The following is a 24,633-nucleotide window of genomic DNA, read 5'->3' as shown; positions in this document are numbered from 1 at the left end:
CCTTCCTGAGCGGTTCCTTCCGGGCGACGATGCCCGGAAACGGTCCGGAAACGTCCGACCGGCACTGGTATGTGCAGATCACGTCGCTCCCTGCCGGGGGAGCGGCATCGTGTGTGCGCCGGACGCGTGCACCCTGAGTGGAAACGGCTATATGTCTTCGATGCTGTCCGCGGTCGCCCGGCCGCGTCTGTCCCGCCCGTCCTGGCTGTCGCCGAAGGTGTTCCGGACCGAGGTCCTCGCCGGGCTGGTGGTGGCCCTGGCCCTGATCCCGGAGGCGATCAGCTTCTCGATCCTGGCCGGGGTGGATCCACGGGTCGGACTGTTCGCCTCGTTCACCATGGCCGTGGTCATCTCGATCTGCGGTGGCCGCCCGGCGATGATCAGCGCGGCTACCGGCGCGATCGCCCTGGTCGTCGCACCACTGGCCAAGGAGCACGGCCTGGACTACCTGATCGCGGCGGTGATCCTGGGCGGGGCGATCCAGGTGCTGCTGGCCGCCCTCGGGGTGGCGAAACTGATGCGGTTCATCCCGCGCAGCGTGATGGTCGGGTTCGTCAACGCCCTGGCCATCCTGATCTTCGCCGCGCAGGTGCCGTACCTGCTCGGGGTGCCGTGGCTGGTCTACCCCCTCGTCGCCCTCGCTCTGGTGATCATGGTCGGCCTGCCCCGACTCACCAGGGCCGTGCCGGCGCCGCTGGTCGCGATCGTCGTGCTGACCGTGATCACGGTGGTCGCCGCGGTGACCGTGCCGACCGTCGGGGACCAGGGCGAACTGCCGAACAGCCTGCCCACCCTCGGCCTGCCGCAGATCCCCTGGACGATGGAGACCCTGGCCCTGATCGCCCCCTACGCCGTCGGTATCGCGCTGGTCGGGCTGATGGAATCGTTGATGACCGCCAAGCTGGTCGACGACATCACCGACACCCACTCCAACAAGACCCGCGAGTCCTGGGGCCAGGGCGTGGCCAACATCGTCACCGGCTTCTTCGGTGGCATGGGCGGCTGCGCCATGATCGGCCAGACGATGATCAACGTGAAGGCGTCCGGCGCCCGGACCCGCCTGTCGACGTTCCTGTCCGGCGTCTTCCTGCTCATCCTGGTCGTGGCCCTCGGCGACGTGGTCGCCACCATCCCGATGGCCGCCCTCGTCGCCGTGATGGTCATCGTCGCGGTCTCCACCTTCGACTGGCACTCCGTCGCCCCCGCCACGCTCAAGCGCATGCCGCTGGGCGAGACCCTGGTCATGGTCACCACCGTCGCCACCACCCTGGTCACCCACAACCTGGCCATCGGCGTCGTCGCCGGTGTGCTCACCGCCATGGTGATCTTCGCCCGCCGGGTCGCCCACCTGGTCGAGGTCACAAGCGTCCTCGACCCCGACGGCGGCACCCGGATCTACTCGGTGCACGGCGAACTCTTCTTCGCCTCCAGCAACGACCTGGTCTACCAGTTCGACTACGCCAACGACCCGGAGAAGGTGGTCATCGACATGAGTCGGGCGCACGTCTGGGACGCCTCCTCCGTGGCCGCCCTGGACGCCATCACCACCAAGTACGCCGACCGCGGCAAGACCGTCGAGATCGTCGAACTGAACAAGCCCAGCGCGGCAATTCACGGCAGCCTCGCCGGCACCCTCAGCGCGGGCCACTGATGACCCTCACCGGACGCGACGTCGGGCCGCGACACGCCAGCGGCCCGGCACCCGACCGACTCATGCAGATCGGCGAGGCCGCCGAACGGGTCGGCCTGAGCATCCGCACCATCCGTCACTACGAACAGGTCGGGCTCATCGTCCCGTCGGCCCGGACCGACGGCGGCTTCCGCCTCTACACCGAACCCGATCTGGACCGCCTCGGGGTGGTCAAACGGATGAAACCCCTCGGGTTCACCCTCGACGAGATGCGCGACCTGCTCGGCATCCTCGACGCGCTGCCCGCTGCCGACGATGACGAACGTCGCGCCCTGCTCGACCGGCTCGCCATGTTCCACACCCTCGCCACCACGCGGGTCGACGCACTCCGCGAACAGCTGGCCACCGCCGAAGGCTTCGCCGACACCCTGCGGCAGCGGATCGACAAGCACACTCGCCCGGACTAGTTGCACTGCCCAGGACGTTTCGGCCACTCGCCCACGGCGGACCCGCGTGTCAGCCTGCTGAGGTTCACTGCTGATGCCGTCCCGGCCACCTGTTGTCCATGCGATGTCAACCTGAACTCTTCTCGGCGCCGGTACCTTGCGGTCTCCGTGAGTCGCGCCGGGCCTGCCGGCGGGTGTCGCGGTGCGCCAAACGAATTCAGACACAGCGCTCAGACGGGTATGCGGGGGAAGGCGGTTCTTCGGGTGTGGCTCGGGGCTGACAAGAAGGAGTTCGAGGCCTTCCTCGATTCCGCTGACGTTTACTGGCGCAAGAACCTCGGCTCCACGACGTCCCAGAACTACCTCGTCGTCGAGGTGTTCCACCAGGACATCAGGGTGGCGATGCGTAACCTGTCGGTCGCCAACGCGATCCGCCGCATCGTCCCGGCTCAACTGGTCGTGGTGACCGGGGTGGAGCAGATGTGGCACGACGCGCTGTGGACCGAGTTCGACGTGAAGCTGGTCGAGCGGATCGCGGCCGCCTACGGCGCCAGCCAGGTCATCGACCTGTACCGCCTGGTGGAGGGGCCGGCCAACTCCGCCACGCCGAGTGCCGTGCCGGTGGAGCTGTTCGGACGGCCGCTGCCTGCCGGCGCGCCGATCAGTGAGGAAACCCTCGCCGAGTTCGTCAGCGCCACCTACTGCCGGGTGACCAAGCGGCCCCGGCCGCCGGAGAACCCCGCCGTCGACCCGCGCTACCGGCGACGGCAGGCGCTGGCCCGGGCCATCTCCTCGGCCTACGACGCCCTGCTCGGCAGCGGCTCGGTGGTCGCGCTTGTCACCAGCCATGTCGACTACGACCACTGGGGGCTCGCGGTGGACTCCGCCCGACGGGCCGGGGTACCCGTGGTGCACACCCAGCAGACCGGCTGCCTCAAGGCGTACGCGCTGTTCCCCGAGAACGACACCGGCGAGCACACCTTCCGTGGTGAACTCACTCACCAGATTGGCGCCTTCTTCGAACAGCGGGTGTGGTCACGACGCAACGAGGTGCGGCGCAACGCCGAACTCGTCGCCTGGCGGTCAAAGGTCAACCTGGGCCGGCCCAGCTGGTGGCGGGGCGGCGCCAGCGCCTCCGTCGACATCACCAACAGCGGTGAGCGGGCCCGGCTGCGGACGCACTTCGCGGCCCGCCTGGGGTTCGACCCGGCTCGTCCGGTGGTGGCGGTGTTCAACCACGCGGTGTCCGACGCGCCGGGCACGAACCACCAGTCCTTCCCGACGCTGGCCGACTGGTTCGCCGAGACCGCCCAGTTCGCCAGCACCGCCACCGAGGTGCAGTGGCTGTTCCAGGACCATCCGAGCCAGTTCCGCTACGACAGCACCGACTTTTTCGACTCGGTCGCCCGACGGTACGCCCGGCACCGGCACATGGTGTTCCAGCCCAGCAAGGACCTGAGCAAGAACGGGCTGTGGAGCCTCGTCGACCTGGGCGTGACCGTGCGCGGCAGCGTCAGCAACGAGCTGCCCGCGTACGGCATCCCGGTGATCCAGGCCGGCTGGTCCGAGTGGAGCGAGTGTGGTCTGTCCACGGTGGTGAACGATCCCGAGACCTACTGGAAGGCACTCGACGCCGCGATAAGCGCCATGCTCAACGGCGAGGAGATCATCTCCGCCGAGCAGGTCGAGCGCGCCCGCCTGTGGTTGTGGTTCTACCGCAGCGCCACGGACCTGTTCACCCCTCAGGTGCCGCACTGGGAGGTGTGGCCCGCCGACTACCTGCTGCGCGCGGTGCGGACGTCGTTCCGACACATCGAGAGCGACGCGGACCCGGTCTTCGAGGCCGTCGAGCGCATGTGGACCCGGCGTGAGCCGGTGCTGACCCGGACCGACCTCCAGGTGCCGGGAGGTGTCCGGTAGTGGCGATCGGCGCCTGGTTCGCCACCGAGTTCGACGAGCCGATCCCGGCCCGGGAGCTTCCCGCGACGTTCACCTCGGGTGGGGATCCCGAAGTGTTGCTCGCCGACCAGGTCGCCCGGGGCGTGGCGATCGTGGGCCGGGTCCAGGGCGGGTCCGGCGCGGTCGTGCTCAAGGTACGCACCGACGGCCGCCCGGTTCGCGTCCGGGTCGACCTGCACATCGACGGTGCCTCACAGACCGCCTGGTCGCGGGCGGCGGCACCGGCTCGGGGGATGCGCGAGCTGCCGCGACTGGTCATGGTCCGGGCCCAGGGCGCGGACCGGGCCGCCGCTGTCATCAGCCGCCAACGGGGGCGGTTGCGGATGGTGGAGGCCCACGCCTGGGTGGAGTTCGACCTGCGGGCCGACGAGGTGGGGGACGACGGCCTCCTGATCATCGAGGTGGTGGACGGCACGCTGCCGTCGTGGGCGTCGACCGCGCTCAGCCCGCTGGCGGCGATCGGCGTACGGATCAACCAGGTCGAGATCGTCGCGATCGACGCGGCCGAGCAGCGCGGTGATGCCACTCGACTCGCCGGTGCCGCCGCCCAGCTCGCCGGGCTCGTCAGCGCCGGAGGTCTGGTCGGGGCGCGAGGTCGCGGACAGGGACACCCCCGGTCGCGGTTCATCGTGGTCAACGCCGACGACCCCACCGTACGGTGCCGGCTGCGGATCGCGGCCGCCACCGCCCCACCGGCAGCGGTGCGACAGCCGAGCCAGAAGTGGCTGCGCCGCCAGCAGGGCCAGACCGTGCTGAAGGCGTTCCGGGTGGCGCAGCGTGGGGCGGGATACGCGCTGTTCGAGGCGTCGCCGTTCACCCGGCCGCCGCAACCGGACCGGCTGGTGGTCCGGGGCGTCCATCTGGTCGACGGCACCGAGTGCCGGGTGAGCGCCACGCCGCAGGGCGAGGACACCCTCGACGTGGTGGTCGAGCGTACGGCGCCCGGTCCGGTGCTGGTCGGGCTCGCCGAGCAAGACAACCCGGCGGTACGGCGGCGGGTCGCCGAGACCGTCTGCCAGCTCGTCGAGTTGGAGTGTCACAGGTGACCGAGCACAACCACCACGACCTGACCCTCACTGCTGATCCAGCGGCCAACCGGCGGGCGCTCGAACAGATCCTGGCGTCCGGGCCCGGGGGCACCCTGCGGCTGCCGGCGGGCACCTTCACCCTGGACCGGGGAGTGGTGCTCGGCTCGGGTTGGACGCTGACCGGGGCCGCGCACGGCAACGGGCCGGTGACCACGTGGCTGGCGTCGTCCTCGTCGGCCGGCGAACCCATCGTCCACGTGCTGGGTTCACGGGTGACCGTCCAGGACATCGGCTTCCGCCCGCCGCCGTGCGCGCCGGGGGAGCACGGCGGCGACCGGGGCACCGCCATCACCATCGGGAACTACCTGTACCCGGCCGGGGCGGAGTGGATCGAGGACATCCAGATCCGGCGCGTCCAGGTCGAGCGCCGCGACGAGCGCGCCGCCAACTGCGTCGCCGTCATGGGCGCGGTACGCGACATCACGATCAGCGACGTCTCCATCGTCGGTGGCTGCACCGGCATCGCCGTGCACTGGGGTGCGGTCGGCGACGGGGTCGACTCGATCGTCGGGCCTTCGTACCATCCGCATCACCTCGAACTCCGTGACCTGAGCGTGTCCGACGCTTTCGAGGGGTTCTACCTCAGCTCGGTGCACGACGTGACGGTGGACCGGGTCCACCTGAGCGAGGTCGAGATCGGCTTCCGGCTGCTGCCCGGCGACAACACGGACCGGTTCCACTCCGCCGGCGACAACCCGGTCGGCGCGCGTATCCGCGTCGCGGGGGCCCACGTGGCCTGGAACGGCCCGTTGTACGCGGTCCGGATCGCGGGCTGGGGACGCAGCGAGATCGACCACTCGTTCCGGGTACTCGAATACCGGGACGTGGTGGTCCGGGACTGCACGTTCGTGCCGCTGCCGCTCGCTACGGCCGGGCCCGGCGAGGCGCGGCGTCCTCGGTCGCCCATCGTCGTCGAGCAGGCATCCGGTGTGATCCTGGAAGGGATCCGCGTCGACCTGCGGGCGGACCCGGCCGGCCCGCTGCCCGATGACGGGGCGACCGTCGGTCGCCGCCAGCCGGCCGGGTTCCGGTGGCCGGAGGTCGATCAGCGCAACTTCTCGGCCAGGTAATCCTCCCAGGTGCGGGTGCCGACGGTGACGCCGTCGACGGTGAGGTTGTGGCCGTGGCGGTACGCCCTGCCGACCGCCCCGGGCACCGGGACCGGCAGGAAGGGCCGGTTCCCGCCGCGGGCGGCGAGGTAGCTGCGGATCAGTTCGGCCAGCGGGTAGACCTGCGGTCCCGCCAGTTCGGGCACGAGACCGGACGGAACGCCCTGGACCAGGTCGACCAGCCGGTCGGCGACGTCTCGGGAGTCGACCGGCTGGAACCGGATCACCCTCGGGTCGGGCACGATCGGCAGGGCTGCCAGCTTCCGCACGACGGTGAAGACCAGGTCGTGGAACTGCGCGGCCCGCAGCGTCGTCCACGGCACGCCGGACTCGCTTACCGCCCGCTCCGCGCCGTGCTTGGCCTCGAAATAGCCGATCGGAACCCGGCCGGCACCGATGACCGAGATGTAGACGACGTGCCGTACCCCGGCTCGGACGGCGGCCCGCATCAGGCTGGCGGTGGCCCGGTCGTCGCCCTTCGGGCCGCCGGCCAGGTGCAGCAGCGTGTGGACACCGTCCACAGCAGGCTCGATGCCCTCGTCCCTGAGCAGGTCGCCCGTGACGTACTCGACGCCGTCGACACCTCGGTGGGTCTTGCGGCTGAGTACCCGTACGGTGTGTCCCGCCGCGCTCAGGCGCGGCAGGACGTGCCCGCCGAGTGTGCCGGTGCCGCCGGTGACCAGGACGGGAGCGTTCGTCGGGGCGTCGTTCATGGCTTCTCCGTTCGGATGGGTACAGGTCTTCGACCCCGCCCAGCCGCCGAACGTGACACCCGCTCGGAGGTCTCACACCGGAATCGCCGTGCCCTCGCGGGCGCGGCGCCTGCGCACCGCCGGACGCGCTCCGGCGGTACCGCCGCGCCGCCGGATGATCCATTCCGCCAGCACCACGTTGATCAGCCAGGCGGCGGTCATCGTTCCGGTCCGGCCGAAGGTCGTGAGTGGACCGACAGCGGCGAGCCAGGCCATCTGGGTGAAGAACTGGGTACCTGCGCCCATTCCGATGGCGTAGCCGCGGATCATCCAGGCGCGGTGCCGGGCGAAGTCGCGGCGTCGGACCGCTACGAAGCCGAGGACGATCGAGCCCGCCATGGCGACGCTGACCACCACGCGGACGGCGACCAGCGTGTCACTGTCGAGTGGCCCCCGGGCCGGGACCAGGGTCAGCCACAGGCCACTCACCGCGGTGAGCAGCCCGAAGGGAATCAGCACCCGACCGGCGATCCGGTGCCAACCACGGTGCGGCCGACGCGACCGGGGCGTGAACTGGAAGGCGCCGAGGACGCTGAACACGGTCACCGCGACGATGTGGGCCACCAGCGGCAGCGGGGGTGAGGCGATCCGGTCGCCGTCGGGCAGCACCTGGGCGCCGCCGGCCAGCTCGGCCAGGCGGAGGCCGCCGGCCACCACCGGCACCACGCCGAGCACCAGCAGACCGGCGGGAATGAGCCAGGTCGACCTGGCGGAGGCTGTCACAGCTGTGGCATCCCTTCTCGCGGCGACCAGCCCCCCGCCCACTGCCCGTTGCCCGCCCGACACTGGCCGGACGCGGTTTGCGGGTCAGTCGGGAAGGAACCGGCCGCTCCTGTTTCATCGATCCTGGCAACGCGGCGGACCGTACTCATCGCCGTGCGGGCCGGCGTCGTCTCGGCCGATGGACGGGGAAGCTGGTCGTACTTTGGGCCGGGCCGCCGGCCGTGTTCAATCGTGGGGTGGCCATCCGCGTGATCGTCGCCGACGACCAGGAGATCGTCCGTACCGGCCTGACGATGATCCTCAACGCCCAGCCGGACATCGAGGTGGTGGGCGAGGTGGGCGACGGTCACCGAGCCGTCGGACTCGCCCGGCGACTACGCCCGGACGTGTGTCTGTTCGACATCCGGATGCCCGGCGTGGACGGCATCGAGGCCACCCGTCGCCTCGCCGGCCCGGCCGTGCCCGACCCCTTGGCGGTGGTCGTGATCACCACCTTCGACCTCGACGAGTACGTCTACGCCGCGCTCCGCGCCGGAGCGCGTGGTTTCCTGCTCAAGGACGCCGGCGCGGCGCTGCTCACCCAGGCCGTACGGGCTGCCGCCGCCGGAGACGCGCTCATCGCGCCGAACATCACCACCCGGCTGCTCCGAGCCTTCGCCGACGCGGGTCCGGCCGCGCCGCCGCAGCAGCCGGTCGACGCGCTGACGCTGCGGGAGGAGGAGGTGCTGGTGGCTGTCGCGCGGGGTCGCACCAACACCGAGATCGCCGAGGAGTTGCACATCAGCCTCAGCACCGTGAAGACCCACATCGCCAGCCTCATGGTCAAGCTCGGTGTCCGTAACCGGGTGGAGATCGCGATGTGGGCGTACCGGACCGACCGCGTCCGCAACGGTCCGGAGCGCCCGGCGTAGCGCCGCGCCCGGTCCGACGCACGAAGCACCGCAGGGACGCGGCGGGTCTTCATGTGGCGTTCACGGTGCTTGTAGCGCGATGACATTTATTGATCGCGATTTCTGCGAGAATCCTGATGTCGCCTGCCGCGCCCCCAAGCCGGGTTCCCCCACCCGCCGTCGCAGGAGACAGTCAGGAGTCGTCCCGTGGCTCACCTACGCAAGGTGGCGATCGTCTCGGTGGTCGCCGTCGCCCTGTCGGTGGTACTCGTGCCGCCGGCCGCCCATGCCACACCCCCCAACATCCCCTCGTACAGCACGGCGGTGAGCCGGCTGAACTCGCTCACCGTCGCGGCCGAGTCCCACCAGTCCAGCTACAACCGCGACCTCTTCCCGCACTGGATCACCATCACCGGCGCCTGCAACACCCGGGAGCAGGTGCTCAAGCGGGACGGCAGCAACGTCGTGGTGAACTCCAGCTGTTATCCGACCTCCGGGTCCTGGTACAGCCCGTACGACGGGGTGACCCGCACGAACCCCGCCGAGATCTCCATCGACCACGTGGTGCCGCTGGCCGAGGCGTGGCGTTCGGGCGCCTGGGCCTGGAGCACCTCGCGTCGCCAGACCTACGCCAACGACCTGGGCGGGCCGGAACTGTGGGCGGTCACCGGCACCGTCAACTCGTCCAAGGGCGACAAGGACCCGGCCGCCTGGAAGCCGCCGCGCGCGGCCTTCCACTGCACCTACGCCCGGGCCTGGATCCAGGTGAAGTGGTACTACGGCCTCACCGTGAACAGCGCGGAGAAGTCGGCGCTGAGCACGATGCTCAACACCTGCTGAGATCCCGCCGGCCAGGGCGGCACCGGTGACCGGGGGCGTGACGTCGACGGACGTCACGCCCCCGTTGCCGTCGTCGTACCGCGTCGGGCCGCCCACCGTACGCGACGAGGGCTTGACACGCGAAGGCATGCAACGTGCAATATGTTGCATGTCTCTCGACGCGTTCGACCGCTACCCGTTGCTCTTCGGTCCCAGCCCGGTCCATCCGCTGGACCGGCTGAGTCGCCATCTGGGCGGCGCCCGGATCTGGGCCAAGCGGGAAGACTGCAACAGCGGCCTGGCCTTCGGCGGAAACAAGACCCGCAAGCTGGAGTACCTGCTGCCCGACGCCTTGGCCCTTGGCGCGGACACCCTGGTCAGCATCGGTGGCGTGCAGTCCAATCACACCCGTCAGGTGGCCGCCGTCGCGGCCCGGGCCGGCCTGAAGGCCGTCCTGGTGCAGGAGAGCTGGGTGGACTGGCCGGACCCGGTCAACGACAAGGTCGGCAACATTCTGCTGTCGCGCGTGATGGGGGCCGAGGTGCGCCTCGCGCCGGACGGCTTCGGCATCGGCATCAAGGAGAGCTGGCAGCGGGCGCTGGAGGAGGTCCGGGCCGGCGGTGGCGTGCCGTACGCGATCCCCGCTGGGGCGTCCGACCACCCGCTGGGTGGGCTCGGCTTCGCCAACTGGGCCTATGAGGTCCAGCAACAGGAGCGGGAGCTGGGGATCTTCTTCGACACCATCGTCGTGTGCAGCGTCACCGGCAGCACCCAGGCGGGGATGATCGCCGGTTTCGCCGGCCAGGACCGGCCCCGGCGGGTGCTCGGCATCGACGCCTCGGCGAAGCTCGACGAGACCCGGGCCCAGGTGGAGAAGATCGCCCGTGACACCGCTGGACTCATTGGCCTCGGGCGGGATCTGCGCGACGACGAGATCACCGTGCTGGCGGGCTGGGCCGGGGAGCGGTACGGCCTTCCGGTCCAGTCCACCCTGGACGCGATCCGGCTCACCGGTGAGCTGGAAGGCATGATCATCGACCCGGTGTACGAGGGCAAGTCGATGGCGGCGCTGATCGACCTCGTCCGTGCCCGGGACATCCCCGCCGACGCCAACGTTCTCTACGCCCATCTGGGTGGCCAACCCGCGCTGAACGCCTATCACACGCTCTTCGCCTGACCGGACCGCAGTGCCGGCAGGGGCGCCACCCGGCACCCCTGCCGGTTAGGGTTTTCATGTCCGACAAGATGGAGGGGGCGTCGATGACGGGCAGTGCCCGGCCAAGTGGGGCCGCAGAGGTGTTCGAACAGGCCGCGCCGAGCTACGACCGCACCGGAGTCTCCTTCTTCGGTCCGTTCGGTGCCGAGCTCGTCCGGCGCGCCGCCATCCGGCCGGGTGAGCGTGTTCTCGACGTCGGTTGCGGTCGCGGCGCGGTGCTGTTCCCGGCGGCGCACGCCACCGGGCCGACCGGGCACGTCACCGGGATCGACCTGGCTCCGGCCATGGTCGCCCTCACCGCCGAGGACGTCACCCGCGCTGGTCTGACCCACGTCGACGTCCGGGTCGACGACGCGCAGCAGCCCGACTTCCCGCCACGCAGCTTCGACGCCGTCCTGGCCGGGCTGGTCGTCTTCCTGCTCCCGCAGCCGCACCAGGCACTGCGGGCGTACGCTCGGCTGTTGCGGTCGTCCGGCCGCCTGGTGATCAGCACCTTCGGTGCCCAGGATCCGGCCTTCGTCGCCGCCACCGACGCCTTGGCGGCGCATCTGCCGACCGACCAGGCCCGACCGGCGCGGCCGGCCGGCCCGTTCGCCGACGAGCAGGCGATCACCGCCACCATGGACGGTGCCGGCCTCGCCGTCACCTCGATCGTCGCGCACCGGATCGAGAGCCGGTTCGACGACGTCGACCACTGGGTGCGGTGGATGTGGTCACACGGCGGACGGGCGTTGCTGCAACACCTACCGGCGGACCGCCTGCCCGCCGCGACCGCCGACGCCGCGCAGGCGCTGGACGCCGCCCGCGATGCTGGCGGCGGCTTGTCGCTGACCACCGAGATCCGGATCACCGTGGCGGTACCCGCCGACCGGACGGGTGACCTACCCCCGCCGTCGCACGTCTGATGCCCCAGCCGCCGCGGCGATGGCGGTCCGGCTGCCGAAGCCGTCGGTGCCGCCCCGGTGGGTCAGCCGTCGGTGAGGCGGTCGGCGCGAGCGTTGAGGTAACGCTGCTGCGCCAGGTTGGCGGCCCGCGCGGCGGCTGTCCGGTACTCGGCGCGGGCCGCCGCCGGGTCGCCGCGCCGCTCCAGCAGGTGCGCGCGTACGGCGGGCAGCCTCGGATCCCGGGCCAGCCGACCGTCGGCGGCCACCCGGTCGACAAGCGCCAGTCCCGCGTCGGGACCGTCCGTCATGGCCACCGCGACGGCGTGGTTCAGCGCGACCAGGGGGTTGCTGTCCATCTCCGTCAGCACCTCGTACAGCGCCGCGATCTGCGGCCAGTCGGTCTCGTCCGGGCTTGGCGCCTCGTCGTGCAGGGCAGCGATGGCGGCCTGGACCTGGTACGGCCCGGGGCGTCCCCGGCGCAGCGCCTCGACCACAAGCGCTGTGCCCTCGGTGATCTGCTCGGCCCGCCAGCGGGAACGGTCCTGCTCGGCCATCGGCACCAGCTCGCCGTGCGGCCCGGTGCGTGCCGGCGCGCGGGCGTCGGTGAGCAGCAGCAACGCCAGCAGCCCGGTCACCTCCGCGGCGTCGGGCAGCATCCGACGCAGCAGCCGGGTCAGCCGGATCGCCTCGGCACACAGGTCAGCGCGGAGCAGTCCGGGCCCGGAGGTGCTCGCGTACCCCTCGTTGAAGATCAGGTAGAGCACCCGGAGCACGGCCCTGAGGCGCGTCGGAACCTCGGCCGGGTCGGGCATCGCGAAGGGCAGGCCACTGTCGCGGATCCGCTGCTTGCCCCGGCTGATCCGCCGGGTCATGGTCTGCTCCGGCACCAGGAACGCCCGGGCCACCTCCGCCGTGCTCAGCCCGCCGACCGCCCGGAGGGTCAACGCGATCTGCGCGGGCGGGGGCAGCGACGGATGGCAGCACAGGAACAGCAGGATCAGGGTGTCGTCGGAATCCGCGATCCGCTCACCCGGCGGTGGTAGCCGCCATTCGGCCAGCACCCGCCGGCCGACGAGGTCCTCCCGTTGGCGTCGCGCCTGATCGGCCCGGAGCAGGTCGGTGAGTCGCCGCGACGCCACCGTGATCAGCCAGGCCCGGGGGTTGGCCGGTACGCCGTCGCGGGGCCAGGCGGTGGCCGCGGCGATCAGCGCCTCCTGGGTGGCGTCCTCGGCGGTGTCGAAGTGCCCGTAGCGGCGCACGAGCGCGCCGAGGACCTGCGGCGCCAGCCGGCGCAGCAGGTCCTCGACGGTCGGCTCACCCATCAGACGAGATCGTCGACGCCCTCGGCGATCGGGCGGACATCGACGTACTCGCCCGGGTTGTCGGGGTTCACCAGCATGGCGGCGATCTCGGCGGCCCGGTCGAAGCTGGCGCACTCGACCACCGTGTAGCCGGCGAGGACCTCCTGCGTCTCCGGGTACGGACCGTCGGTGACCATCGCAGCGCCGTCGCGCATCTGGACCCGGCGGGCGTGCACCGGTGCGGTCAGCCCCTGAGCGTCCACCAGCTCACCGGAGTCGGCAAGATCCTGGTGCACCCTGCCCATGTGCTCGTGCATCGCGGCCACCTGCTCGGCCGACATCGCCGGTCGGTCGGAGCCGTTCCCGGCCATCGCGTCGTAGTCCCGCTGCGAGCCGTACAGCATGATCATGTATTTCACGGGGTCTCCCTCTCGCGTCCGCCACCATCGCCGGTGCCGGTTCACCGGGGACGTCGGAGCCGGGCGTCCGTTCCGGACACCGACCACCGCACCCTAGTGCGGTGGCCAGCAACGTTCACCGGGCCGCGCCGGATCGCCGCCTGGCCCTCGCCGCGACACCGCCAACGTTTCTGGCCACCGCACTCGGCCGGGATCGATCCGACTGGCCCAAATCGGCCGGATGAACACGCCGGCAGACGGGCAACTGAACCGGACGGGGCGGTAAGGCGTACCTGACGGCAACGGGCGTGACGGTCGTACCGTCGGGGTACTGGACCGGCGACGTCGAGGCGGGAGGAGCACGGTGGCGGCAGGTGGGCGAGGGCGACGCCGGGGCAGGCTCGCCGGCCTGGCGGTAGCGCTGGTGGCGGCGGCCGCCTGCATGGTGGAGCCCGTCGGTGGACCGGCGGACCCGGGCGGGCAGCGGCAGCCGGCCGAGCCGACGGCCGAAGTGACCCGTGCCGACGGCACCGACACGGTGGAGGAGTTCCGGCAGGACGTGGCCGACGCGCAGCGGCTGGCCGAGGTGTACTGGGCCGACCAGTTCGAGGCGTCGGAGCAGTCCTTCCGGCCGATCCGGCAGGTCATCCCGTACCAGCGCGACGGTGAGGTTTCCTGCGGCGGGCAGGAGGTGCCCCGCAACAACGCGGTCTACTGCACCATCGACGACTACATCGCGTACGACATCAACTGGTCCTTCGGCGCCTTCCGGCAGATCGGTGACGCGTTCGTGTTCTATCTGCTCGGCCACGAGTACGCGCACGGCATCCAGACCCGGCTGGGCATCCGGTACAACTTCACCATCCAGCAGGAGTTGCAGGCCGACTGCATGGCCGGGGCGTTCCTCGGCGACTCGGTGCGGGCCGGCCGGCTCACCCTGGAGGAAGGCGACCTCGACGAGTTCAACGAGGGACTGCTGGCCGTCGGCGACGACCCCGGCCAACCATGGTTCGCCGAGGGCTCCCACGGCACCCCCGAGCAGCGGACCGAGGCGTTCTTCCGCGGCTACGAACGATCCCTGGCCGCCTGCGACCTCGGTTGAGAAAGGTCACTGTGCCGGGCGCGGAAGCACCGTCGGCTGACAGGATTCACCGGTTACCCGAGCCCGAGGAGGATCCGGTGAGCAGCAACCGTCCAGCCGCCGTGCTCTTCGACATGGACGGCACCCTGGTCGACAGCGAGCGGTTGTGGGACGTCGCGTTGGCCGAACTCGCCCAGCACTACGGCGGTGCCCTCTCCGCCGACGCCCGTCGGGCGATCGTCGGCACGGGCATGGCCGACTCGATGCGCATCCTGCACGACGACTTGGGGCAGCCGCACCGGGATCCGCAGACCAGCGCGGAGTGGATCAACGCGCGGATCCTGGAGCTGTTCCGCACCGGGCTGCAGTGGCGGCCGGGGGCGCTGGCGCTGCTCGGCGCGGTCCGGCAGGCGCGGATCCCGACGGCCCTGGTCACCTCCAGCGGGCGGGCACTTGTCGAGATCGCCCTGGACACCCTCGGCCGGGACAGCTTCGACGTGGTGGTCTGCGGTGACGAGGTCGACTCGACCAAGCCACACCCGGAGCCCTACCTGACGGCCGCCCGGCTGCTCGGAGTGCCCATCGACAGGTGCGTGGCGATCGAGGACTCGGCGACCGGGGTGGCCAGCGCGGTCGCCGCCGGGGCCGCGGTGCTGGCCGTACCCGCCGAGGTGCCGCTGGCGCCGGCCGACGGCGTACACCAGTTGGAGAGCCTGCTGCTGGCTGATCTGGACCTGCTGGCGGGGCTGCTGCGCCGAACCCCCGCCTGACACCGTCCGGCTGATCTGCTGGACGCGCAGCGCAAGGCCCCTGCCACCGGATCGGTGACAGGGGCCTTCGCTTCGGCGCCTCAGTCGTGGGCGATGGCGCCCAGCACGTTGATCCGGGCGGCCCGGATCGCCGGCAGCGCCGCCGCGATCACGCCGATGATCGCGGCCAGGCCGAGGAAGACACCCATCTGGCCCCACGGCAGCACCAGCTTGGTGATTCCCTCGTCGCGCAGGGCCTCCACCACGGCGGCACCCAGGCCGGCACCGACCACGACGCCGAGCAGCGCGCCGAACACCGAGATCACCACCGCCTCCACGGTGATCATCCCCATGGTCTGCGACCGGCGCAGGCCGATGGCGCGCAACAGACCCAGCTCCCGGGTCCGCTCCAGCACCGACAGGGCAAGGGTGTTGATGATGCCGAGCACCGCGATAACGATGGCCAGCGCCAGCAGGATCTGGATCATTTGGAGCAGCCCGTCGAGCTGCCCGGCCTGCTGCTCGATGAACGCGTCCCGGTCGGCCACCGACACCTCCGGACTGTCCGTCAGCAGCGCCTCCACCTGGGGCAGCACGTCGGCCGCCCGTACTCCGGGCTCCAGCTGGATGTAGCCCTGGATGGGCTGCGGGATGGCGAAGTCACGCGCCGCCTCGGCGGGCAACGTCACGCCGCCGAACAGCGGGGTGCTCTCGTAGATGCCGGTGACCGTGTAGGTGCGTTCCTCGCCACGGGCCAACTGCACCGGCACCGTCGAGCCGACCGACAGGCCACGCGACTCCGCCGCGTCAGAACTGATCAACATCTGGCCCGGCCCCAGCCGCCCGATGTCCCCGGCGGTGGCGGTGGCCCCGAACATATCCACCAGCGCGCTCGGTTCGCTGCTGGCACCTACCCAGGTACGCTCGCCGCCGACCAGCGCCATGTCGCCGTACTCGCCGTCGACGAGGCGGACACCGGGGATCGCCTTCGCCTCGTCCAGGACCGCCGGGTCGAACGTCGGCGGGCGCGGACCCGACTGCGCCCCGGCGATCACCAGCTCGGCGCTGATGCTGTCCTGCGCCAGCCCGCTGATGCTGCTCTTGGCCGAGTCCAGGATCACCGTGATGCCGGTGACCAGGGCGATCCCCACCATCAACGCGGCGGCGGTGATCGCGGTGCGGCGCGGGTTGCGGCCGGAGTTGAGCCGACCCAGCTTGCCCGGCACCCAGCCGGAGAAGACCGTGCCCAGCGCCGCCACCACCGGACGACTGATCAGCGGCGTCAGCAGGGCCACCCCGATGAACGAGAACAGCACGCCACCGAGAATTGTGGCCAGCGTGCTGCCACCGGCGTACCCGCCCAGGCCGAGGAAGAGCAGGGTGGCGCCGATCGCGGTGACCAGTGCGCCGCCGACGGTCACCTTTGTCAACGGCCGGTCCGGCGTGGCCACGTCCTGCATCGCCGCGATCGGTGGGATCCGCGCGGCCCGCAGCGCCGGCAGCAGCGCCGCCAGCACCGTGATCACCAGACCGACGCCGAACGCGCCGATCACCGCCGACGCCGGCACCGCGACCCCGGCCAGGGCCAGCCCACCGGCGAGGTTGCCGAACAGGTACGCCAGCAGCGCGCCGATGCCGATGCCGGCGGCCAGGCCGAACACCGAGGCGATCAACCCGACGGCGACCGCCTCAAGCACCACCGAGCCGATGATCTGCTTGCCGCTGGCGCCGACGGCCCGCAGCAACGCCAGCTCACGGGTGCGCTGCGCCACGATGATCGAGAAGGTGTTGAGGATCAGGAACGTCCCGACCAGCAGGGCCACCGCGGCGAAGCCGAGCAGGATCCGGTTGAAGAAGGACAGCCCTTCCTTCAGGCCGGCGGCGGCGTCGGCGGAGAGCTGCTCGCCGGTCTTGACCACATAGTCGTCGCCGACCGCCGTGGCCACCGCGTCGCGCAGCTGGTCGTCGGAGACGCCGTCGGCGGCGGTGACCACGATGTTGCTGAACACGTCCGTCTCGCCGAGCATCAGCTGCTGCGCCACGGGGGTGGTGAACATGACCTCGTTGGCGCCGCCGAGGGAGTCGCGGTCGCCGCTGTAGCCGAAGATGCCGACGATTGTGAAATCCTGGCGCGGCTGGAGGGTGAGCACCCCCACCCGGTCGCCGAGCGCCACCCGGCCGGCGTCCGCCAGCCCCTTGTTGATCACGATCTCGTCGTCGGCCTGCGGTGCCCGACCCTCCCGCAACCGCACCAGGTCGCTCTCACCGGTCCAGTTGCCGCCCAACTGCGGCGGCCCGAAGGAGGTGACGGCCTTGCCGTTGCTGCCGATCAACCGGGCCCCGTCGACGCCGACCACGCCGGTGGCCTCGGCCACCCCGTCCACCGCGCGCACCGTCTCCAAGGTGGCGGCCGGGAACGGGGTGGCGAGCTGCTCGCCCTCCATCTCGCCGAGTTCCAGCTTCGGCTTGGCGGCCACGTTGACGTCGACCTCGGCGTACGCGTCGGCGAACAGCGAGTCGAAGGAGCGGCCCAGGGTGTCGGTGAGGACGAAGGCGCCGGAGACGAACATCACGCCGAGCACCACGGCCAGGCCGGACAGGATCAGCCGGACCTTGCGGGCCAGCAGACTCTTCAAGGTTGCCCGGAACATCAGCCGGCCACCTCGGCGGGCGTGTCCAGCTTCTTCATCGTGTCCAGCACCGTGTCCGCGGTCGGCTCGATCAACTCCGAGACGATCTGGCCGTCGGCGAGGAACACCACCCGGTCGGCGTACGCGGCGGCCGTCGGATCGTGGGTGACCATGACGATGGTCTGCCCGTGCTGGCGTACCGAGTTGCGCAGGAAGTTCAACACCTCCGCGCCGGAACGCGAGTCGAGGTTGCCGGTCGGCTCGTCCGCGAAGATCACCTCGGGGCGGGCGACCAGGGCACGGGCACACGCCACCCGCTGCTGCTGGCCGCCGGACAACTGCGCCGGCCGGTGACCCAGCCGGTCCCGCAGGCCCACCGTGTCGATCACGACGTCGAACCAGGCCGGGTCCGGCTTGCGCCCGGCGATCGAGAGCGGGAGCAGGATGTTCTCCTTGGCGGTCAACGTCGGCAGCAGGTTGAACTGCTGGAAGATGAAGCCGACCTTGTCGCGGCGCAGCTTCGTCAGACCCGCGTCACCGAGCCCGGTGACGGTGGTGTCGCCGATCGCCACCGTGCCCCGGGTGACCGAGTCCAACCCGGCCAGGCAGTGCATCAACGTCGACTTGCCGGAACCCGACGGGCCCATGATCGCTGTGAACCGTCCGCGCTCGAACTCCGCGCTGACCCCCCGCAGGGCGATGACCTGCGCCTCGCCGCTGCCGTACACCTTCCACACGTCGCTCGCCCGGGCTGCGGCCGATGCCGGCTGGCCTGTGGTAGCGGTCACGTCACGTACCTCTCCGTCGCGGTTTGCTCGCACCGCCCCCGCTGGTCCGGTGCGAGTCCATCATCTGTGCTGCCCACCGCCGATCCGTCCGACTCCGGGCGGAGCCGAAGCGGATTTCCGGCTGCGGGTATCCCCCAACCGAAGTCAGGGTTGTCCCCGACTCCGGCAGCTGTCGCTCATCTGCCGTCGGTGGTCATGGTCATCCTGGACGTTGCCGTCGCGTGAGGGTCAACCGATTTCCGCCGCAGGTCGTCACGGTAGGTGACGGATGCAACGACGGCGTTAACCCCCAGGTCGGACCAGGCCCGACTCGTACGCCAGCACCACCGCCTGCACCCGGTCGCGTAGCCCGAGCTTGGTCAGCACATGTCCGACGTGCGTCTTGATGGTGGTCTCGCTCACCGACAGCGCCCGGGCGATCTCGGCGTTCGACAGGCCGCGGGCGACCTGCACGAGCACCTCCCGCTCCCGTTCGGTGAGCGCGCCCAACGCCTTCGGCGGCGTCGCGGACGGATCCGGCAGCACGTCGGCGAAGCGGTCCAGCAGCCGACGCAGGATCCGTGGCGCCACCACTGCGTCGCCGGCGGCCACCGTGTGGATCGCGGTGACCAGATCCTCCGCCGGCACGTCCTTGGCCAGGAATCCGCTCGCTCCGGCGCGCAGCGCACCCACCACGTACTCGTCGAGGTCGAAGGTGGTCAGAATGAGCACCCGCACCGGCAGCCGGGCGTCCACGATCGCCCGGGTGGCGCTCACCCCGTCCATCCTCGGCATCCGAATGTCCATCAGCACCACGTCCGGCAGCAACCGACGGGACAGCTCCACCGCCTCCACCCCGTCGCCGGCCTCCGCGACGATGTCCAGGTCGGTCTCCGCGCCCAGGACCATCCGGAAGCCGGTACGCAGCAGCGGCTGGTCGTCGGCGAGCAGGATCCGCACCGGCCGGGCCTGCCCCGTCGAATCGGCCATCTGGTCCTCCCTGTCGACTGCACCGCTCACCAGGCCCACCTCACCGCCGGCTCGTCTCGGGCAGCGGCTCGACCGGAATCCGGGCGTACACCCGGTAGCCGCCGCCGCTGCGCGCGCCGGTGCGCAGGACCCCACCGTAGAGGCCGACCCGTTCCCGCATCCCGACCAGGCCGTGTCCGATTCGATCGGTGTCCGGTGACGGCCCGCGACCGGTGTCGGTGACCTCGACCTCCACCGCATCGCCACCGAAACCCACCCGCACCTGCGCGGTCGCCGACCCGGCATGCTTGAGGGCGTTCGTCAGCGCCTCCTGCACGATCCGGTACACGGTCAGCGCCACCCCCTCCTCCAACTGCCCCGGCGTTCCCGCCACGGTCAACGTCACCGGCAGCCCGGCCTCCCGGACCTGATCGGCGAGCGTCGCGATACCGGCCAGACCCGGCTGCGGCGCCAGCTCCGCCGCCGGCTCGGCCTCGGTACGCAGCACGTCCAGCAGCCGGCGCAGCTCCCGCAGCGTCGCCCGGCTGGTCTCCTCGATCGTGGCCATCGCCTCGTCGGCGCTGTCCGGGTCACGGCGCAGCACCCGCCGCACCCCGGTCGCCAACACCCCCATCACGCTGACGTGGTGGGCCACCACGTCGTGCAACTCCCGGGCGATCCGGCGCCGCTCGTCCGCGACCGCCTGTTCGGCAAGCGCCCGCTGGTTGGCCTCGGCGACCCGGGCCCGTTCCCGCAGCGCCTCGGTGGAGGAGCGGCGCGCGTGCACCGTCCGGCCCACCGAGAACGACACGATTCCGACCAGGATGTTGTTCGCGATCAGGAACGCCGTACCGACCTGCGGAACACCGTCCGGCGGCACCACCGTGTTCACGACTGCCACCGGAAGCCACAGCCCCACCGCCGCCACCAGCGCCGGCCGCACCGGGCGGTAGGCCGCCATCGTGTAGGTGAGCACCACGAAGGTGAGGCTCTGCGTCGTCGGCGCCACCTCGATGACGACCGGCAGCAGCAACGTGGCCAACGCGGCGAGCAGCGCCGGCCAGGGCGCCACCCGGCGCAGCACCACCGGCGTCGCGCACAACACGCTCCATCCCAGCGCCGACGGCAACGGTCGAGGCCAGAACTCCCGGGGAGTGAGCAGGGTGAACACGACCTCGCCCAGCACCAGGCCGACGGCCAGCAGCGCGTCACCGGCCGCCGGATTGCGACGCAGCCACTGCCTCAGCGCGTTACCCACGCCCCGACGCTAGCCGCCTGCGCCGCTGAAAGATCGTCTTGTGTGGTGACTCGTCCCTCATCCCCGGGAAGGAGAACGGCTACTCGTCGGCGCCGGGTGGCGCGGGGGTGGACCGGGCGTCGCGCAGCGGATCGGGCGTCGCAGTCGGCTCCGGGAAGGGCGGCGGCGTCCCCCCGTAGCTGGGGCAACGGGCCTGGTGACTGCACCAGTCGCACAGCCGGCTCGGCCGGGGCCGGAAATCGCGGGCGGCGGTGGCCTGCTCGATCGCCCGCCACAACGCCACCACCGTCCGCTCGAAGCGCACCAGCTCCTCGGCCTCGGGGGCGTAGTCGCACACCTCGGCGTCCTTGAGGTAGAGCAGGCGCAGCACCCGGGGTACCACGCCCCGGGTGCGCCACAGGACCAGGGCGTAGAACTTCAACTGGAACAGGGCCCGCGCCTCGAACGCCTCCCGTGGGGCGCCGCCGGTCTTGTAGTCCACCACCCGCAGCGCACCGTCAGGAGCCACGTCGAGCCGGTCGAGATAGCCGCGAATCAGCAGCTCGTCGTCGACCACGGCGGAGATCAGGCTCTCCCGCTCCGCCGGCTCCAGCCGGCGCGGATCCTCCACCGCGAAGTAGCCGCCCAGCAGGGCCGACGCCGAACGGAGGAACTCCGCCACGGCGGCCGGGTCGTCATCGGGGAACAGCCCGGCCAGCTCCGGCTGCTCGGTGACCAGGCGGTCCCACTGGCCGGGGACGAGATCACCGGCGGCCTCCGGCGTACGGGCGGCCGGCGCCAGGTCGAACAACCGCTCCAACACCGCGTGCACAAGCGTGCCGCGAGCCTGCTCCACGCTGGGCCGCTCGGGCAGCCGGTCGATGCTGCGGAACCGGTAGAGCAGCGGGCAGGTCTTGAAATCCGCCGCCCGCGACGGTGACAGCGAGGCCCGCACCGTCGCCGGCAGCTCGGTCGGGGTCGGGGCCTGCTGAGTGATCACCGGATCCGCCGTCATGCCCCGGAAGGTTAGGCCACCGGTATGACAGGCCGACCGCCGCCGCTCCGGTACGTGATCTCCCGCCGCGTAGCATCAGCCCGATGGAACAGCGCAGGCGACCACGGGCCGGCCAGCGCCCCGGCATGCGGGTGGGCCGGATTCTCGGGGTGCCGCTCTACCTGAACGGCTCGATCCTGCTGCTCGCCCTCCTGATCACGGTCCTGTACGGCGAACTGGCCGGCCAACGACTGCAACTGTCCCCGCTCGGCGGCTACCTCGTCGGCGCCGGGTTCGTCATCGCCCTGCTCGGCTCGGTGCTGGCCCACGAACTCGGCCACGCCCTCACCGCCCGCCGCTTCGGCATCGGGGTGCGCGGAATCACCCTGGAACTGCTCGGCGGCTACACCGAGATGGACCGCGACGCACCCTCGCCACGAGTGGACCTGCTGGTGTCGCTGGCCGGGCCGGCCGTCTCCGCCGTACTCGGCGCGGCCGCCGTCGCCGCGACGCTGGCCCTGCCCGACCGTACCGTGGCCGACCAGCTCGCCTTTCAACTCGCGGCGAGCAACGTCATCGTCGCGCTGTTCAACATCCTGCCCGGGTTGCCGCTGGACGGCGGTCGGGCGCTGCGCGCGGTGGTCTGGGCGTTGACCCGGGACCGGCACCGGGCCACCGAGGTCGCCGGTTGGGCCGGACGGATCCTCGCCGTCGGCACCGCGTTGCTGGTGGCCGCGCTCTACGCGATCGACGTGCTGAGCCTGCTGGCCCTGCCGCTGACGGCACTTGTCGCCCTCACGCTCTGGCACGGCGCCGGACAGTCGATCCGGATGTCCCGCATCGGCCGGCGGCTTCCGCTGGTCGATCTGGCCACCCTCGCCCGTCCGGTGCACACCGTGCCCACCGGCACCCCGCTGGCCGAGGCGCAGCGCCGTGCCGCGCAGACGCACCCGACCACCGAGCCGCAGCACCCGGCCGCGTTGCTGGTCACCGACTCCACCGGCCGGCCGGTGGCCCTGGTCGACCCGGCCGCCGCCGCGGCGGTGCCGGAGGCCCGCCGCCCCTGGCTGGCCGTGGACGCGGTCGCCCGCACCCTCGCCGACCTGCCGGCCATGCCGGTGGACACGGACGGCGAACGGGTGCTGGAGACCGTGCAGACCCACCCGGGCGCACAGTACGTCGTGACGGCAGGCGAAGATGTCGTCGGCGTTCTGCACATCGCGGATCTGGCTCAACTGCTCGAACCTCACCGGAAGATGAACACGTGACCGTCACCCACTCCGCCCACCCGGCCAGCGACCTGCCCGAGCAGAAGGTGGAGCCGCCCGCCGTGCGGCGTGGGCCGTTCCAACCCGGTGACCGGGTGCAGCTGACCGACCCCAAGGGGCGGATGCACACGGTGACCCTGGAGCCGGGCAAGGAGTTCCACACCCACCGCGGCATCCTGGCGCACGATGCGCTGATCGGCCTGCCCGACGGCAGCGTGGTCACCACCTCCGGCGGCGGCACCGCATTCCTGGCGTTGCGCCCGCTGCTGTCGGACTACGTGCTTTCCATGCCCCGGGGCGCCCAGGTGATCTATCCCAAGGACGCCGCGCAGATCGTCGCCATGGGTGACATCTTCCCCGGGGCCAAGGTCCTCGAGGCCGGCGCCGGCTCCGGAGCGCTGAGCTGCTCGCTGCTGCGCGCGGTCGGCACCGCCGGAGAACTGCACTCCTACGAGCTCCGCGAGGACTTCGCCCAGATCGCCCGACGAAACGTCGAGTCGTTCTTCCACGGCTCGCACCCCGCCTGGCACCTGCACGTCGGTGATGTCGCCGAGTGCCGCGAGACCGGTTTCGACCGGATCATCCTGGACATGCTCACCCCCTGGGAGAACCTCGACATGGTCGAGCGCGCGCTGCTGCCCGGCGGCGTGTTCATCGGCTACGTGGCCACCACCCCGCAGCTGTCCGAGCTGGTGGAGGCCCTGCGCGAGCGCGGCGGCTGGACCGAGCCGCGGGCCTGGGAGTCACTGGTCCGGGACTGGCACGCCGAAGGGCTGGCGGTCCGCCCCGACCACCGGATGATCGCCCACACGGCCTTCCTCGTCTCCGCGCGTAAGCTCGCCCCGGGAGTCACCGCCCCGCCCCGGCGTCGCAAACCCAGCAAGGGCACCGAGGCGTACGCGCAACGCCGCCAGGCGCTACGCGAGGTGGAGGCGGCCCGGCAGGCCGCCGTACCGCCCCACGAGGCGTCCGCCGAGCAGACAAGACCCGACGTGGCGCAGGAGACGGACAGGCCGTGACGGCGGAGGTGATCCGATGAGTGAGCGTCAGCGAGCGAATCATCAACTCAGCGCCTCAGTGCCTCATGCTGGTCCGCAGCGCAATGTCGGCCCGCAGCGCAGCGGAGGGCCGGCATGAGCCGTCCCGGATTCGGCGGTGGCGACCTGCCCGCGGTCTTCCCCGACTGGTCTCCGTACACCGACCTGGAATCCGCGGCGCGCGCCTACCTGCGTGACCCCGACGTCGCCCTGGAAGCGCTCGGCGGCGTCCTGCGCGGGGCGTCGGTGCTCGGCTTCACCCTGGAACGCTTCGTCAACGAGGTGAACGGCGTGTGGCAGGAGGTCGTCGTCTGCGACGGCAGCCGCCTGGTGCTCTGGCACGGCGAGGACGTGCCACCGGGGGAGGGGCCGCCCGGCTCGATGACCTCCTCGCTGCGGGTGGTGCCGGTCTCCTCGGTCACCGAGGTCGGCTGCCGACGCCGGCTGTTCCGCCACGACAACGGGGAGATCCGGGTCGACAGCATCGACGTCTACCTGCTGCTGACCTCGCTCGACGAGTCGCCGCCGGGCGAGGAGAGCGCAGGCGGCCCGCGGCACGACGCACTGCGCTTCGGCAAGACGCTCGACGACGGCGGCGCCGGACAGATCGCCCGGTTGGAGGAGTTTGCCCGGCTGGTCGCCTCGGTGGTCGGTCGCCCGTTGCTGTAGCCCGACCGGGTGACTCC

Annotated in this window: 23 protein-coding genes; 14 read left to right on the top strand and 9 right to left on the bottom strand. The window is 71.4% G+C overall.

From position 1 onward, the window contains the following. The first annotated feature begins 151 nt into the window (after window positions 1-151). The 5 genes from ACN26Z_RS18365 (at window position 152) to ACN26Z_RS18345 (ending at window position 6,193) form a co-directional block, all read left to right on the top strand. Window positions 152-1,651 (top strand): SulP family inorganic anion transporter, encoded by a 1,500-nt coding sequence (locus ACN26Z_RS18365; RefSeq protein WP_282238228.1) that lies wholly within the window; start codon window positions 152-154, stop codon window positions 1,649-1,651. Beyond that, window positions 1,651-2,097, top strand: a complete 447-nt coding sequence (locus ACN26Z_RS18360) for a MerR family transcriptional regulator (protein ID WP_282238229.1) — start codon at window positions 1,651-1,653, stop codon at window positions 2,095-2,097. Before ACN26Z_RS18365 ends, ACN26Z_RS18360 begins: the two co-directional genes overlap by 1 nt. 243 nt (window positions 2,098-2,340) lie before the next feature. Continuing rightward, the gene (locus ACN26Z_RS18355; protein ID WP_421462551.1) at window positions 2,341-3,996 is read left to right on the top strand and encodes a hypothetical protein; all 1,656 of its coding nucleotides are present in this window, start codon (window positions 2,341-2,343) and stop codon (window positions 3,994-3,996) included. Next, window positions 3,996-5,081 carry a hypothetical protein gene (locus tag ACN26Z_RS18350; RefSeq protein ID WP_282238231.1) on the top strand — a complete coding sequence of 362 codons (1,086 nt, stop codon included), beginning with the start codon at window positions 3,996-3,998 and terminating at the stop codon, window positions 5,079-5,081. The genes ACN26Z_RS18355 and ACN26Z_RS18350 overlap by 1 nt, the downstream gene beginning before the upstream one ends. Beyond that, window positions 5,078-6,193, top strand: a complete 1,116-nt coding sequence (locus ACN26Z_RS18345) for a hypothetical protein (protein ID WP_421462548.1) — start codon at window positions 5,078-5,080, stop codon at window positions 6,191-6,193. Before ACN26Z_RS18350 ends, ACN26Z_RS18345 begins: the two co-directional genes overlap by 4 nt. Here the strand turns inward: ACN26Z_RS18345 and ACN26Z_RS18340 are convergent. Both ACN26Z_RS18340 and ACN26Z_RS18335 read right to left on the bottom strand, forming a co-directional pair. Next, entirely contained in the window at window positions 6,169-6,945 is a 777-nt protein-coding gene (locus ACN26Z_RS18340) for an SDR family oxidoreductase (protein ID WP_282238233.1), read from the bottom strand. The genes ACN26Z_RS18345 and ACN26Z_RS18340 overlap by 25 nt on opposite strands. A gap of 72 nt (window positions 6,946-7,017) precedes the next feature. Beyond that, window positions 7,018-7,707, bottom strand: a complete 690-nt coding sequence (locus ACN26Z_RS18335; RefSeq protein WP_282238234.1) for a DUF2306 domain-containing protein — start codon at window positions 7,705-7,707, stop codon at window positions 7,018-7,020. Between the two features lie 236 nt (window positions 7,708-7,943). Here ACN26Z_RS18335 and ACN26Z_RS18330 point away from each other — a divergent pair, with 236 nt between their 5' ends. The 4 genes from ACN26Z_RS18330 to ACN26Z_RS18315 all read left to right on the top strand — a co-directional run bounded on the left by ACN26Z_RS18330 (window position 7,944) and on the right by ACN26Z_RS18315 (window position 11,537). Beyond that, the gene (locus ACN26Z_RS18330) at window positions 7,944-8,618 is read left to right on the top strand and encodes a response regulator transcription factor (RefSeq protein WP_093406167.1); all 675 of its coding nucleotides are present in this window, start codon (window positions 7,944-7,946) and stop codon (window positions 8,616-8,618) included. 186 nt (window positions 8,619-8,804) lie between these two features. Beyond that, window positions 8,805-9,437: an HNH endonuclease family protein gene (locus tag ACN26Z_RS18325; RefSeq protein ID WP_421462545.1), complete on the top strand. Its 633-nt coding sequence runs from the start codon at window positions 8,805-8,807 to the stop codon at window positions 9,435-9,437. A 148-nt stretch (window positions 9,438-9,585) separates the two neighbouring features. Beyond that, on the top strand, window positions 9,586-10,593 hold the full coding sequence (locus tag ACN26Z_RS18320) for a 1-aminocyclopropane-1-carboxylate deaminase (RefSeq protein WP_282238236.1): 1,008 nt from the start codon (window positions 9,586-9,588) through the stop codon (window positions 10,591-10,593). Window positions 10,594-10,676: 83 nt separating this feature from the next. Further along, entirely contained in the window at window positions 10,677-11,537 is an 861-nt protein-coding gene (locus tag ACN26Z_RS18315; RefSeq protein ID WP_421464673.1) for a class I SAM-dependent methyltransferase, read from the top strand. Between the two features lie 62 nt (window positions 11,538-11,599). Here the strand turns inward: ACN26Z_RS18315 and ACN26Z_RS18310 are convergent, their stop codons facing one another. Beyond that, a complete protein-coding gene (locus ACN26Z_RS18310) occupies window positions 11,600-12,838 on the bottom strand; it encodes an RNA polymerase sigma factor (RefSeq protein WP_421462543.1) in 1,239 nt (412 codons plus the stop codon). Further along, on the bottom strand, window positions 12,838-13,227 hold the full coding sequence (locus ACN26Z_RS18305; protein ID WP_282240785.1) for a YciI family protein: 390 nt from the start codon (window positions 13,225-13,227) through the stop codon (window positions 12,838-12,840). Before ACN26Z_RS18305 ends, ACN26Z_RS18310 begins: the two co-directional genes overlap by 1 nt. A 319-nt stretch (window positions 13,228-13,546) precedes the next feature. Between ACN26Z_RS18305 and ACN26Z_RS18300 the strand changes: the two genes are divergently transcribed. Both ACN26Z_RS18300 and ACN26Z_RS18295 read left to right on the top strand, forming a co-directional pair. Continuing rightward, window positions 13,547-14,317, top strand: a complete 771-nt coding sequence (locus ACN26Z_RS18300) for a neutral zinc metallopeptidase (RefSeq protein ID WP_093406018.1) — start codon at window positions 13,547-13,549, stop codon at window positions 14,315-14,317. Between the two features lie 101 nt (window positions 14,318-14,418). Next, complete coding sequence (locus ACN26Z_RS18295) at window positions 14,419-15,066, top strand: HAD family hydrolase (protein ID WP_282240786.1); 648 nt, start codon at window positions 14,419-14,421, stop codon at window positions 15,064-15,066. Window positions 15,067-15,146: 80 nt separating this feature from the next. Here the strand turns inward: ACN26Z_RS18295 and ACN26Z_RS18290 are convergent, their stop codons facing one another. From ACN26Z_RS18290 to ACN26Z_RS18270, 5 genes are all read right to left on the bottom strand, one after another. Further along, on the bottom strand, window positions 15,147-17,696 hold the full coding sequence (locus ACN26Z_RS18290; RefSeq protein ID WP_421462541.1) for an ABC transporter permease: 2,550 nt from the start codon (window positions 17,694-17,696) through the stop codon (window positions 15,147-15,149). After that, on the bottom strand, window positions 17,696-18,463 hold the full coding sequence (locus ACN26Z_RS18285) for an ABC transporter ATP-binding protein (protein ID WP_093406160.1): 768 nt from the start codon (window positions 18,461-18,463) through the stop codon (window positions 17,696-17,698). Before ACN26Z_RS18285 ends, ACN26Z_RS18290 begins: the two co-directional genes overlap by 1 nt. Before the next feature lie 282 nt (window positions 18,464-18,745). Continuing rightward, window positions 18,746-19,432 carry a response regulator gene (locus ACN26Z_RS18280; protein WP_093406157.1) on the bottom strand — a complete coding sequence of 229 codons (687 nt, stop codon included), beginning with the start codon at window positions 19,430-19,432 and terminating at the stop codon, window positions 18,746-18,748. A gap of 40 nt (window positions 19,433-19,472) precedes the next feature. Further along, window positions 19,473-20,669 carry a sensor histidine kinase gene (locus tag ACN26Z_RS18275; RefSeq protein WP_421462538.1) on the bottom strand — a complete coding sequence of 399 codons (1,197 nt, stop codon included), beginning with the start codon at window positions 20,667-20,669 and terminating at the stop codon, window positions 19,473-19,475. A 79-nt stretch (window positions 20,670-20,748) separates the two neighbouring features. Continuing rightward, window positions 20,749-21,663, bottom strand: a complete 915-nt coding sequence (locus ACN26Z_RS18270) for a RecB family exonuclease (RefSeq protein ID WP_282238241.1) — start codon at window positions 21,661-21,663, stop codon at window positions 20,749-20,751. An 83-nt stretch (window positions 21,664-21,746) separates the two neighbouring features. Here ACN26Z_RS18270 and ACN26Z_RS18265 point away from each other — a divergent pair, with 83 nt between their 5' ends. The 3 genes from ACN26Z_RS18265 (at window position 21,747) to ACN26Z_RS18255 (ending at window position 24,616) form a co-directional block, all read left to right on the top strand. Then, the gene (locus ACN26Z_RS18265; protein ID WP_282238242.1) at window positions 21,747-22,910 is read left to right on the top strand and encodes a site-2 protease family protein; all 1,164 of its coding nucleotides are present in this window, start codon (window positions 21,747-21,749) and stop codon (window positions 22,908-22,910) included. A 32-nt stretch (window positions 22,911-22,942) separates the two neighbouring features. Beyond that, a complete protein-coding gene (locus ACN26Z_RS18260) occupies window positions 22,943-23,929 on the top strand; it encodes a tRNA (adenine-N1)-methyltransferase (RefSeq protein ID WP_232511299.1) in 987 nt (328 codons plus the stop codon). A gap of 114 nt (window positions 23,930-24,043) precedes the next feature. Next, a complete protein-coding gene (locus ACN26Z_RS18255) occupies window positions 24,044-24,616 on the top strand; it encodes a hypothetical protein (protein WP_093406003.1) in 573 nt (190 codons plus the stop codon). Window positions 24,617-24,633 lie beyond the last annotated feature (17 nt).

This window comes from Verrucosispora sp. WMMD703 (assembly GCF_049178935.1).
Taxonomy (GTDB): Bacteria; Actinomycetota; Actinomycetes; order Mycobacteriales; family Micromonosporaceae; genus Micromonospora; species Micromonospora sediminimaris.
This window is presented reverse-complemented; position numbering and strand designations above follow the sequence as displayed.